This is a genomic window from Sporosarcina quadrami, assembly GCF_014836615.1.
Taxonomy (GTDB): Bacteria; Bacillota; Bacilli; order Bacillales_A; family Planococcaceae; genus Sporosarcina; species Sporosarcina quadrami.
Genome location: NZ_JACSQN010000006.1, coordinates 172,387 through 185,025, shown reverse-complemented (window position 1 = coordinate 185,025; position 12,639 = coordinate 172,387). Strand labels below are relative to the sequence as shown.

The window sequence follows — 12,639 nt, the reverse complement described above, 5'->3', positions numbered from 1 at the left end:
GGATTGAAACGAAAGTTTAAAGTGATGACGATTTTCGGTACGAGACCGGAAGCGATTAAAATGGCACCGCTTGTACTTGAACTGCAAAAACATCCGGAGACAATCGAATCGATTGTTACCGTGACCGCGCAGCACCGTCAAATGCTCGACCAAGTTTTGCATGCATTCGATATTACACCGGATTACGATCTTAACATTATGAAGGACCGTCAGACATTGATCGATGTGGCGACGCGCGGTCTGGAAGGGCTCGACAAAATCATGAAGGACGCGCGACCGGATATCGTGCTCGTCCACGGTGATACGTCGACGACTTTCATAGGAAGTCTTGCTGCATTTTATAACCAAATCGCAGTCGGTCATGTCGAAGCGGGTCTTCGTACGTGGGACAAATTTTCACCGTACCCGGAAGAGATGAATCGCCAGCTGACAGGCGTCATTGCGGACCTTCATTTCGCACCGACAGAAAAGTCTGCACAGAACCTATTAAATGAAGCGAAACCGAAAGATCGCATTTACATTACAGGAAATACGGCGATCGATGCGCTACAAACGACTGTCAAAGAAGACTACCATCATCCAGTGTTAGATCAAATCGGCGACGACAAACTCATATTACTTACTGCTCACCGACGCGAAAACCTTGGCGAACCGATGCGCAATATGTTCCGTGCAATTACGCGGATTCTTGAAAAACATCCGGGGACGCAAGTAATCTATCCCGTTCACATGAATCCTGCAGTACGGGAAGTGGCGGATGAACTGCTAGGTAACAACAATCGCGTACATCTTATTGAGCCGCTTGAAGTCGTCGATTTCCATAATTTCGCAGCTCGCTCGCATATTATCCTGACAGATTCAGGTGGTATCCAAGAAGAAGCGCCATCACTCGGAAAACCGGTAATCGTACTACGCGATACGACTGAGCGTCCTGAAGGCATCGAGGCGGGGACATTGAAACTTGCCGGTACGGATGAAGAGATGATCTTTAATTTAACGGACGAACTTCTATCTAATGAAGAAGAGTATACGAAAATGTCCAAAGCATCCAATCCTTACGGAGATGGAAAAGCGTCTGGGCGTATTGTCGAAGCTTTACTTGAGTATTTACGGTCATCAGAAAAGAACTGAAAAACAATAGGGAATTCCCCTATGGACAGCATGAATATTGCAGTTCGTCTACAATTATGACGATAATTTGACAAAGAGTAGAGTTTGTGAAGTTTTTCACGGGAATCAATTGACATCAAAATGCCCCTATTGTATGCTAACAAAGGGTAAGAATGATAGGGGTTTCATACATATGAAGATCGTCGATGCAAACATTTCCGAGACGATTCTATCATCCTTTCGCTGGATGTCGTCAGTAACACCACTTTGAACTTGCTCGATAGCAACGCTTCCTGGTGGTCAGTAGTTGAGACGATTCATTTACAATAACAGGTTCCGACCTTGATCGGAGCTCTGGGACAAGCCCGATTATGGGGGACGGACCTTTTCGTTTGACGCAGTTCATTGTCCTACACTTTTCGTTGAAAGCAAAAGCTGAAGCAAAATATGAATCAGGAGAATCACCCATCATGCACACAATGCGACAAATTTTTAATAGGCAAAAGAAAGCTGTCTTTTTTTTGCTCGCACTGTTCGTCATAGGATGGGCTTTTACTGACTTCAAACCGGTTTTTGCAGGATTAATTCTCGGATCGTTCTTCGGATTGTATAATTTTTGGATTATTGTCCGTAGAATGGACAGATTCGACGAGAAAATCTCTCAAGGGAAAGAAACAAAGTCAATCGGAGGAACCGCTTTGCGTTTCGGATCCGGAGTGGCGGCGGCAGCGATTGCGCTGACTATGCCGGAAGAGTTCAATCTGATTGCAACTGTGATTGGATTAATGATTCCCTACATCCTATTGCTAGCAGATAGGATCGTAGTCCACGTAAAGCACTTTTAATTTTGGTTGCATAAGGGAGGTGAACAAAACGTGGACCATAAAAATCCGAATTTCGAGATCTTCGGAATAGTTTTTAACGCATCCAATATTCTCATGTTATTCATTACATGTCTTATCGTCTTCCTTATTGCAGTCATTTCGACACGTAATTTGAAAGTGAAACCTACAGGCATGCAGAATTTCATGGAATGGATCATGGATTTCGTCAAAGGCATCATCAAGAACAATATGGACTGGAAAACAGGTGGCCGATTCCACGTACTAGGAATTACCTTGATCATGTTCGTATTCGTTGCCAACATGCTTGGATTACCATTCAACATCATTTACAACGATTATCTATGGTGGAAATCTCCTACAGCAGATCCTGTAGTCACGATGACACTTGCAGCAACCGTTGTAATCTTGACGCACTTCTATGGTGTTAAGTTGCTTGGCGCTAAAGGATATTTCAAAACATACTTGCAGCCTATGCCGTTCCTGGCACCGCTTAAAATCATTGAAGAATTTGCAAACACGTTGACACTCGGTCTTCGTCTTTACGGTAACATCTTCGCAGGTGAGATCCTCATCGGACTTCTTGCGACGCTCGGAGCATCCAGCGCATTCGGTCTTGCTGGAGCATTAATACCGGCACTTGCTTGGCAAGGTTTCTCCATCTTCATCGGAGCGATCCAGGCATTCATCTTCGTTATGTTAACGATGGTCTATATGGCGCACAAAGTCGATACAGATCATTAAACATATATTGCCCCTTTATAGGGTTGGTAAACAAAAAATAAAAAACATGAATTCTTAGGAGGATATTACACAATGGGTTTATTAGCAGCAGCACTAGCAGTTGGTCTAGGTGCACTTGGAGCAGGTATTGGTAACGGTTTGATCGTATCTAAAACAGTAGAAGGTATCGCTCGTCAACCAGAAGCACGCGGTATGCTTCAAACAACAATGTTCATCGGGGTAGCACTAGTTGAGGCCCTTCCGATCATCGCGACAGTTATCGCTTTCATCGTAATGAACAAATAATTTCCGAACAATTTTAAATGGCGAAGAACGCACGTTATGCCCTTCGCCATTCATTTATGTAACAACAGATGTTTGAAAAGCTTATTTAAAGTTGAAAATTAAGAATAACGTTCTTTCTATACACGTACCACTTATGAAAATGATATAAGCTCTTGAAGGGAGTGAAACAATCGTGTTAGAAAATACTCTCATCCTATTGTCTGCAAATGCTGACGCAGGATTTTTAGCGAAACTGAATGATCCTGATGGCTTGAACCTAGGAAGTATTATCACAACAGTATTCTTCTTCACAGTCCTTATGCTTCTTTTGAAGAGATTTGCATGGGGCCCGCTTATGGGAATTATGGATCAACGTGCTCAATTGATCGCGAATGAAATCGAAGCAGCTGAACAAAGCCGTTTAGATTCTCACAAACTTTTGGAAGAGCAGCGCGCTCTTTTGAAGGAAGCTCGCGAAAACGCACAGTCGATTGTTGATAACGCACGTAAGCAAGGAGAAACACAGCGTGAAGAGCTAATTACAGCTGCACGCAATGAAGTGAACCGGATGAAAGAATCCGCTACACTTGAAATCGCAACAGAAAAAGAAAAGGCAGTTGCAGCCGTACGCGAAGAATTCGTTTCACTATCAATCTTGGCGGCTTCAAAAGTACTTGGAAAAGAAATCTCCGAGGAAGACAACCGTGCATTGATTGAAGAAACGATTGTGAAGGCAGGCGAAAGCCGATGAGCCAATCGGTAGTAGCTGAACGTTATGCAACAGCAATATTCGACTTAGCACAGCAACACGGACAGACTGCTTCTATTCAAGAAGAACTTACAGAATTGAAGAAAGCTTTCCGTGATAACAAAGGTTTAAGTGAATTGCTTAGTTCTCCAAAACTGTCAACGGCAAAGAAAAAAGACATTATGAAGACGATCTTTAACGGAGTAAATCCGATTGTCATGAACACATTGTTCGTGATGTTGGATGCGAAACGTATGGATGAAATCCAAAATGTCTTTGCACAATTCCACGCATTGGCAAATGATGCAGCTGGAGTTGCAGAAGCTAAAGTATACTCGACACGTCCTTTAACGGAAGTGGAGACGAACTCGATTTCTGCGACATTCGGACGCAAAGTAGGCAAACAATCATTACGCATTGAAAATATCATCGATCCAAGTCTGATCGGCGGCATCCGCCTGCAGATTGGCAATCAGATTTACGACAGCAGCTTAAGCGCTAAGCTTAACAAACTGGAACGTAAACTGATCGGATCATAATTTGAAATTGAGGGGTGACATACATGAGCATCAAAGCTGAAGAAATCAGCACGCTGATTAAGCAGCAGATTGAGAACTATCAGTCTGAGATGGAAGTAAGCGAAGTCGGTACAGTTATCAAAATCGGTGACGGTATCGCACTTGCTCATGGCCTCGACAACGTCATGGCCGGAGAACTTCTTGAGTTCTCAACTGGTGTCATGGGTATGGCGCAAAACTTGGAAGCGAACAACGTAGGTATCGTTATCCTAGGACCATACACTGATATCAAAGAAGGCGATGAAGTACGTCGAACTGGCCGTATTATGGAAGTTCCAGTCGGTGAGGAACTGATCGGACGTGTAGTTAACTCAATCGGTATGCCGGTTGACGGACTAGGTCCAATCGCAACGACGAAAACTCGTCCAATCGAAAGTCCTGCGCAAGGCGTCATGGCACGTAAATCCGTACATGAGCCATTGCAAACAGGCATCAAGGCAATCGATGCACTTGTACCGATCGGCCGTGGACAGCGTGAATTGATCATCGGTGACCGTCAGACTGGTAAAACAACTGTCGCAATCGATACGATCCTTAACCAAGCTGACCAAGATATGATCTGTATCTATGTAGCAATCGGACAAAAGGAATCTACAGTACGTGGGGTTGTTGAAACACTTCGTAAAGCAGGCGCACTTGATTACACAATCGTTGTAACTGCATCTGCATCACAACCAGCACCACTACTATTCCTAGCACCTTATACAGGTGTAACAATGGCTGAAGAATTCATGTTCCAAGGCAAGCACGTATTAGTTGTTTATGATGACCTATCTAAACAAGCTGCTGCTTACCGTGAACTTTCATTACTACTTCGCCGTCCTCCAGGTCGTGAAGCTTACCCTGGTGACGTATTCTACTTGCACTCCCGTCTACTTGAGCGTGCAGCGAAGTTGAACGATACATTGGGCGCAGGTTCAATTACTGCACTTCCATTCGTTGAAACGCAAGCTGGAGATATCTCCGCTTACATTCCAACAAACGTAATTTCCATCACTGATGGACAAATCTTCTTGCAATCTGACCTCTTCTTCTCGGGTGTACGTCCAGCGATCAACGCCGGTCTTTCCGTATCCCGTGTTGGTGGTTCTGCACAGATTAAAGCAATGAAGAAGGTTGCCGGTACACTTCGTCTTGACCTTGCTGCATTCCGTGAACTAGAAGCGTTCTCCGCATTCGGTTCTAACCTTGAAGCATCGACACAAGCGAAACTTGACCGTGGTATCCGTACAGTTGAAGTTTTGAAACAAGACTTGAACAAGCCAGTTAAAGTTGAATACCAAGTTGTCATCCTTTATGCGTTGACTCGCGGTCTGCTTGACGATGTGGCTGTTGCGGACATCCTTCGATTTGAAGACGAAATTTCAACTTGGCTTGAATCAAACCACACTGAAGTGTTCGATCATATCCGCACGACAAAAGACCTTCCGTCTGACGAAATCATGAAAGATGCGATTAACGCATTCAAAAAGACTTTCGTTCCTTCTGAAGCTTAAGAATCGGTCAATCTGGATTTTGGTCCAATTAAACAATAAGGTGGTGAATTGCCAGTGGTATCATTACGCGATATAGAAAACCGTATTAAATCGACTAAGAAGACGAGTCAAATCACAAAAGCGATGCAGATGGTTTCAGCTTCTAAATTGACACGTGCTGAAATGAATGCGAAAGCGTTCGTTCCATACATGGAGAAAATCCAAGAAGTCGTCGGTGCGATTGCGAGCGCAACAAGCGACTCAAGTCACCCGATGCTAACGAGTCGTCCTGTGAAAAAGACAGGTTATATCGTCGTCACATCCGACCGCGGACTTGTAGGTGGTTACAACAGTAACATCTTCCGTAAAGCGCGTCGTGCAATCGAAGAACGACACACATCCAAAGATGAAGTGAAAATCGTTGCGATTGGCCGTAAAGGACTCGAATTCTTCGAACGTCTTGGCTATGACGTCAGCGAAAGCCTGATTGGAGTTTCCGATCACCCTTCTTTCGATGAAATAAAAACAATCGCGAATCGAGCTGTTGGCATGTTCACAGAAGGCGAATATGATGAAGTGTACTTGTTCTACAACCACTTCGTCTCCGCCATCTCCCATGAAGTGACGGAAAAGAAACTGCTTCCGCTCACTGACTTTTCATCAGCATCTACAATGGCTTCCTATGAATTTGAGCCTTCTGCTGAAGCGATTCTTGAAACGCTTCTTCCACAATATGCGGAAAGTCTTATTTACGGAGCAGTACTTGATGGAAAAGCGAGCGAACATGCTTCCAGTATGACAGCGATGAAGACTGCTACGGATAATGCTTCTGATCTAATCGATTCATTAACATTGTCATTCAACCGTGCACGTCAAGCTGCAATTACGCAGGAGATCACTGAGATCGTCGGCGGAGTTGCCGCGTTAGAATAACATATGAACGGGAAAAGTAAGACAGGAGGGAAAAGCATGAGTAACGGTAAAATACTTCAAGTAATGGGTCCGGTTGTTGACGTTAAATTCGAAGACGGCAACCTACCAGCGATCTATAATGCATTGAAGGTCCAAATCGAGCGTCCAAACGAAGCTCCACAAACGTTGACGCTAGAAGTTGCTCTCCACCTTGGAGACGACTCGGTCCGTACAATCGCGATGTCATCTACTGATGGCTTGAAGCGTGGATCGGATGTAACTGATATGGGCGAAGCGATTTCAGTTCCAGTCGGTAACGTAACACTTGGACGTGTATTCAACGTACTTGGAGAAATCATCGACCTTGGAGAGGAAATCCCTGCAACTGAGCAGCGCGATCCGATTCACCGTCTGGCTCCATCATTTGAAAACCTTTCAACGAAAGTTGAAATTCTTGAAACAGGTATTAAAGTTGTTGACTTGCTTGCACCATACATCAAGGGTGGTAAAATCGGACTCTTCGGTGGTGCGGGTGTAGGTAAAACAGTTCTTATCCAGGAATTGATTAACAACATCGCACAAGAACACGGTGGTATTTCCGTATTCGCTGGTGTTGGTGAGCGTACACGTGAAGGAAATGACTTGTTCTATGAAATGACTGATTCCGGCGTTATCACGAAGACGGCAATGGTATTCGGTCAGATGAACGAGCCTCCTGGCGCACGTATGCGTGTTGCTTTGACTGGTTTGACAATGGCAGAACATTTCCGTGACGAACAAGGCGCGGACGTACTTCTATTCATCGATAATATCTTCCGCTTCACGCAAGCGGGTTCTGAAGTTTCCGCACTTCTTGGCCGTATGCCATCTGCTGTTGGTTACCAACCGACACTTGCAACTGAGATGGGTCAGCTTCAAGAGCGTATCACTTCAACAAACGTAGGTTCAGTTACTTCAATCCAAGCGATTTACGTACCAGCCGATGACTATACGGATCCGGCTCCTGCTACGACATTCGCTCACTTGGATGCAACGACGAACCTTGAGCGTAAACTTTCTGAAATGGGTATCTACCCTGCGGTTGACCCACTTGCATCTACTTCACGCGCACTAAGCCCGGAAATCGTTGGCGAAGAGCATTATGAAGTGGCTACTCAAGTACAGTTCACATTGCAACGTTACCGTGAACTTCAAGATATCATTGCAATCCTTGGTATGGACGAGCTTAGCGAAGAAGACAAACTTGTTGTCGGACGCGCACGTCGTATCCAATTCTTCCTTTCACAAAACTTCCACGTGGCTGAGCAGTTCACAGGCCAAAAGGGATCTTATGTACAAGTTTCTGAGACAATCAGCGGCTTTAAGGAAATCTTGCAAGGTCGTTATGATCATCTTCCTGAAGATGCATTCCGTCTTGTCGGACGCATCGAAGAAGTTATCGAAAAAGCAAAAGGCATGGGCGTAGAAGTCTAAATTTTATTCAGCATACATTATCACTTTTAAATGGTGTCGAGTGCAACGCCGGAGAATGCATTAGAATAGAATATCTCTAAGCTGAATAAAATAAGCCTCCGGCGGATGTCATGGATTTTTAAATGAATTTATCGTGCTATGCCCGATAAAAATCCAGGCACAATTACGCCTAGGCGTAATTGATCAGGAGGGAAACAAATGAAGACCATTAAAGTCAATATCGTCACTCCCGACGGTCCTGTTAATGCATCTGAAGCGGATATGGTAATTGCCTCGACTGAAACTGGTGAAATCGGGATTCTTCCCGGTCATATCGCTATGGTCGCTCCACTTCAGATCGGTGCACTACGATTAAAGAAGGACAACACAACGACGAATATTGCCATTCACGGCGGTTTCATCGAAGTGCGTCCTGACGTCGTCACCGTTCTTGCACAACATGCTGAATTAGCTTCTGACATCGACCTTGCTCGTGCAGAACGCGCAGCAAAACGTGCAGAACAAGAATTACAGGCAAAAACAGATAAACTTGATGCTCAATTGGTACAGCTTGATTTAAAGCGCGCTATCAATCGGATCAATGTTCATAAAATGAAATAATCATTTTAGCTGATTTGGCGGGCAGAGGAAGTCTTTCTTCTGCCCGCATTTTTTCTTATGTATGTATGAACCTTCTTGCAATCTAGTGTTTTTAATTCATAAAGCTTTTTGCACAGAAATCTAGCAAAAATTTGTTGTGTATAGGTGGAAGGAAGTAGTGACATTGAACGATATCTTTGTACATAACCCAATGCTGGCAATCGTTTCACACATATTTTTCATCGGTTTGACGTTCTATGCATTACAATCAATTATGCCCGAAAAAATTATAAAAAAGCACCACGTTTTTCAAGCGCAATTGTTATATATTTTATTGAGTTTTGCTATCGGTTCGGCCGTATCAAATTTCTTTTTAGACATATCCTATTGGTCAGGAAGAATCCCGTCTTTATTCAATTAAAGTTGGTTTGGCTGGAAAGATTTCGGGTACACACTTAGTAGGCCAGCATGAGGACCTACTTGATTTTGACTCCATGCTATCGCCGCACATATACACGTGTGTATTTGGGGCGATGGCATGAAATGCAAAAATGTCCAAATTCCCCAATGGCAAGGAATATGGAACATCGGAGCGCTCAATGCCCAGACTCGTTCAGGGCACAATCCGTCAAAAGGGTACATATTATAGACTATCTTGTAGATAGACCCTAAATAGCCCTGTAGGTACTTGTTATGGAAACAGAAGGACTGTAAAATAGTATGTGTTTTCATGTTTAAACTATGATGAATTAAAGGTACAGACAATCATATGGCAAAAAGTATAAATTTGAAGTCGGAGGGACTTTTTGTGGACAAAATAATTATAAACGGTGGACGTGTCTTACACGGTAACGTTCGTGTCGAAGGTGCGAAAAATGCGGTATTACCGATTTTGGCGGCAGCTTTGCTTGCGTCGGATGGACCGAACATCATCCGTGACGTACCAAATCTATCAGACGTATCAACAATTAACGAAGTGGTCAAAAGCCTAAACGCGAAAGTTGAATATGATGCTGAACGTGGAGAAGTAATCATAGATTCAACAAATAGGCTTGCTAACGAAGCACAATTTGAATATGTACGTAAAATGCGCGCTTCCATTTTAGTGATGGGACCCGTACTAGCGCGTAACGGATTTGCACGTGTCGCACTTCCAGGCGGCTGTGCAATCGGATCTAGACCAATCGATCAACATCTTAAAGGATTTGAAGCGATGGGTGCAGAAATCTCATTCGGTCACGGACATGTTGAAGCGAAAGCGCCAAATGGCTTAAAAGGAGCAAAGATTTACTTAGACTTCCCAAGTGTCGGTGCGACGGAAAACATTATGACAGCTGCAGCTTTAGCAAAAGGAACGACAATTATCGAAAACGCGGCGAAAGAGCCGGAAATTGTCGATTTGGCGAACTTCATTAATGAAATGGGCGGTCGCGTAATCGGTGCAGGTACGGATGCAATTCGTATCGAAGGCGTAAGTGAACTTCACGGAACAATTCACCATATCATTCCAGATCGTATTGAAACAGGTACGTTCATGGTTGCAGCAGCAATTACCGGAGGAGACGTGACAATCGACAATGCAGTTCCTGAACATAACGCGGCTTTAATTTCCAAGCTGACTGAAATGGGCGTTGTGATCACTGAACTGGACGAAGGATTGCGCATTCGAGCAGCACATCCGTTAAAAGCAGTAGACCTTAAAACAATGCCTCACCCAGGATTCCCGACAGATATGCAATCACAGATGATGGCATTAATGTTAACGGCATCAGGCACAGGCGTATTGACTGAAACCGTATTTGAAAACCGCTTCATGCACGTCGAAGAATTCCGTCGTATGAACGCGAGCGTTAAAATTGAAGGTCGTTCAGTCATCATTTCAGGACCATCCGATCTACAAGGTGCAGAAGTGGCGGCGACAGATCTTCGTGCGGCAGCAGCTTTAATCTTAGCTGGACTTGTAGCTGAAGGTACAACTAGAGTTACGGAACTAATCCATTTGGATCGTGGCTATGTCGATTTCCATAAGAAATTGAAAGCACTCGGTGCAGATATCGAACGCGTTTCATCTGAAGAAACAACTACTGAAAAAGAAGAGCAACTTGTCTAAGGTACGCAATCATACACTTATTTGTTGCTACTAAAGCTGTCTTTACGTCGGTTAACCGATGTGAGACAGTTTTTTTATTGGGCACTAATGAAAGAATTTCAGTTTTTAACAATATGCACTTTTTCTGAATGAATCATAGACTACCTTCATACAATTAATTATGGACAAACTACTAGCAGTTTTATTCATCCTACTTCTATTCTTTATTCCTATTTTATTTAAAAACACGATTGAACCTGACCGGCATGTAGCGATGGAGGACAAGCCTGACCCTTGCGTCATACACATTACGGTGGATGGCGAGGACAAGCCTATACCGATTGACGAGTACGTACTCGGCGTCGTGGCAGGTGAAATGCCAATGGGGTTTCATGACGAATCATTGCGCGCGCAAGCAATCGCGGCACGGACATACGCATTGCGTGCGACAGATATGGGAAGGAGGCCAATTGTAGCAACCGTTTCAGCTCAAGTTTATAAAAGCCCCGCGGAACGTAAAAAACGTTGGGGGAAAGAATACAAAGCAAATGAAAAAAGGTTGCGTGAAATCATTGATTCAACGACTGGCGATATTATCGTTTATGAAGATGAAATGATAACCGCCATGTTCTTTTCTACGTCTAATGGCAAAACAGAAACCGCGAAAAACTATAGCGGCAATCCTATACCTTACTTGGAAAGCGTAGAAAGCCCGGGTGAAGCAATTGTTGCCGCAGAAGTGGAGCGCCGACTTGAAATGCCGATTGAAGAATGGAACAAAGCAGTCGGTGGTGATTGGAAAGCGGATCAATTCAAAAGCCTTCAACTCGTACGCAACCATACAGGACGAGTCCAAAAAGCCGTCTCCACGAACTTTGAAAAGACAGGCAGAGAAATGCGTGAACTACTTGGAATTGCATCGACCGACTTCAATATTGCGTACGATATTACAAACAAAATCGTTATCATCACAACAAAAGGATATGGACACGGCGTCGGCATGAGCCAGTACGGTGCAGAAGCATTTGCACAAAAAGGATGGTCCGCAGAATCAATTCTAACGTACTACTATTCCGGCACAGAAATAAAAAAGTTTGAACTTGATGAATCAGAATGTTTAAAAACGCTATCACTTGCAAACAATAGCAAGTGAGGTGATGATAATGCGAGAAGAAAAACCGAAATCCCCTTCTCAGAAGAATAAGAGTCAGAAAAAGAATAGATGGTTTTGGCCAGCCATCTACTCAGGTCTAGCAATCGTCTTCGTCGGCATGGTTTGGGGCTTTAACGCCATTGTCCAAAAAGATAGTGCCGATGAAATCGAAGTGACACAACAGCCAAACAACGAACTAGTCGTAGAAACGAACGCAACGAACGAAGTACTTAAGTATCCGTTCAACGAAGACGATCACGACAGCATGGCCATTCTGCAAGAGTACTATGATGCAGAAGCAGATGAAGAAATGAGAGAGAAAGCGCTCCTCGTTTTCAGCCAGACATACTTGACGAACAAAGGTGTCTCCATCTCAATGGAAGACCAGCCATTCGAAGTCGTCGCAGCATTGAGTGGAACTGTTGAAGAAGTCGTCATCGACGAATTCGCAGGCAGCGAAATCACAATCACACACGCTGACGGACTAACAACAATCTATAGCTCGCTCACAGGCATCCTCGTTAAAGAAGGCGACCAAGTAACCCAAGGACAATCACTCGGCACCGCCACAAGCAACGAATGGAACGCCGCAGCAGGCACACACTTGCACTTCCAAGTACTCGAAGACGGCATCCCAGTGAACCCGCGCTCATACCTAGCATTCTAACCAAC

At 44.1% G+C, this 12,639-nt stretch carries 14 protein-coding genes; all 14 read left to right on the top strand.

Annotated elements, in window-relative coordinates:
- Positions 1–24 precede the first annotated feature (24 nt).
- The 14 genes from wecB (at position 25) to H9649_RS08545 (ending at position 12,634) form a co-directional block, all read left to right on the top strand.
- Positions 25–1,131, top strand: a complete 1,107-nt coding sequence (gene wecB, locus H9649_RS08610) for a non-hydrolyzing UDP-N-acetylglucosamine 2-epimerase (RefSeq protein WP_404828723.1) — start codon at positions 25–27, stop codon at positions 1,129–1,131.
- A 449-nt stretch (positions 1,132–1,580) separates the two neighbouring features.
- Entirely contained in the window at positions 1,581–1,955 is a 375-nt protein-coding gene (locus H9649_RS08605) for an ATP synthase subunit I (RefSeq protein ID WP_191694326.1), read from the top strand.
- A gap of 30 nt (positions 1,956–1,985) precedes the next feature.
- Positions 1,986–2,696, top strand: coding sequence for a F0F1 ATP synthase subunit A (gene atpB / locus H9649_RS08600; protein WP_191694325.1), 711 nt, complete (start codon positions 1,986–1,988; stop codon positions 2,694–2,696).
- Between the two features lie 72 nt (positions 2,697–2,768).
- Positions 2,769–2,981 carry a F0F1 ATP synthase subunit C gene (gene atpE / locus H9649_RS08595; RefSeq protein ID WP_060209511.1) on the top strand — a complete coding sequence of 71 codons (213 nt, stop codon included), beginning with the start codon at positions 2,769–2,771 and terminating at the stop codon, positions 2,979–2,981.
- A gap of 196 nt (positions 2,982–3,177) precedes the next feature.
- Positions 3,178–3,711 carry a F0F1 ATP synthase subunit B gene (gene atpF / locus H9649_RS08590; RefSeq protein WP_404828722.1) on the top strand — a complete coding sequence of 178 codons (534 nt, stop codon included), beginning with the start codon at positions 3,178–3,180 and terminating at the stop codon, positions 3,709–3,711.
- Entirely contained in the window at positions 3,708–4,247 is a 540-nt protein-coding gene (locus tag H9649_RS08585; RefSeq protein WP_191694324.1) for a F0F1 ATP synthase subunit delta, read from the top strand. The genes atpF and H9649_RS08585 overlap by 4 nt, the downstream gene beginning before the upstream one ends.
- A 23-nt stretch (positions 4,248–4,270) precedes the next feature.
- Positions 4,271–5,782: a F0F1 ATP synthase subunit alpha gene (gene atpA, locus H9649_RS08580; protein WP_191694323.1), complete on the top strand. Its 1,512-nt coding sequence runs from the start codon at positions 4,271–4,273 to the stop codon at positions 5,780–5,782.
- 54 nt (positions 5,783–5,836) lie between these two features.
- Complete coding sequence (atpG, locus tag H9649_RS08575; protein ID WP_191694322.1) at positions 5,837–6,694, top strand: ATP synthase F1 subunit gamma; 858 nt, start codon at positions 5,837–5,839, stop codon at positions 6,692–6,694.
- Positions 6,695–6,730: 36 nt separating this feature from the next.
- Complete coding sequence (gene atpD / locus H9649_RS08570) at positions 6,731–8,146, top strand: F0F1 ATP synthase subunit beta (RefSeq protein WP_191694321.1); 1,416 nt, start codon at positions 6,731–6,733, stop codon at positions 8,144–8,146.
- A 198-nt stretch (positions 8,147–8,344) separates the two neighbouring features.
- Entirely contained in the window at positions 8,345–8,746 is a 402-nt protein-coding gene (locus tag H9649_RS08565; RefSeq protein ID WP_191694320.1) for a F0F1 ATP synthase subunit epsilon, read from the top strand.
- A 190-nt stretch (positions 8,747–8,936) separates the two neighbouring features.
- A complete protein-coding gene (locus tag H9649_RS08560; protein WP_191694388.1) occupies positions 8,937–9,146 on the top strand; it encodes a DUF1146 family protein in 210 nt (69 codons plus the stop codon).
- Between the two features lie 387 nt (positions 9,147–9,533).
- The gene (gene murA, locus H9649_RS08555) at positions 9,534–10,835 is read left to right on the top strand and encodes a UDP-N-acetylglucosamine 1-carboxyvinyltransferase (protein WP_191694319.1); all 1,302 of its coding nucleotides are present in this window, start codon (positions 9,534–9,536) and stop codon (positions 10,833–10,835) included.
- A 160-nt stretch (positions 10,836–10,995) separates the two neighbouring features.
- Entirely contained in the window at positions 10,996–11,967 is a 972-nt protein-coding gene (gene spoIID, locus H9649_RS08550; protein ID WP_225229759.1) for a stage II sporulation protein D, read from the top strand.
- A gap of 10 nt (positions 11,968–11,977) precedes the next feature.
- Positions 11,978–12,634, top strand: coding sequence for a M23 family metallopeptidase (locus tag H9649_RS08545; protein WP_191694318.1), 657 nt, complete (start codon positions 11,978–11,980; stop codon positions 12,632–12,634).
- The last annotated feature ends 5 nt before the right edge of the window (positions 12,635–12,639 follow it).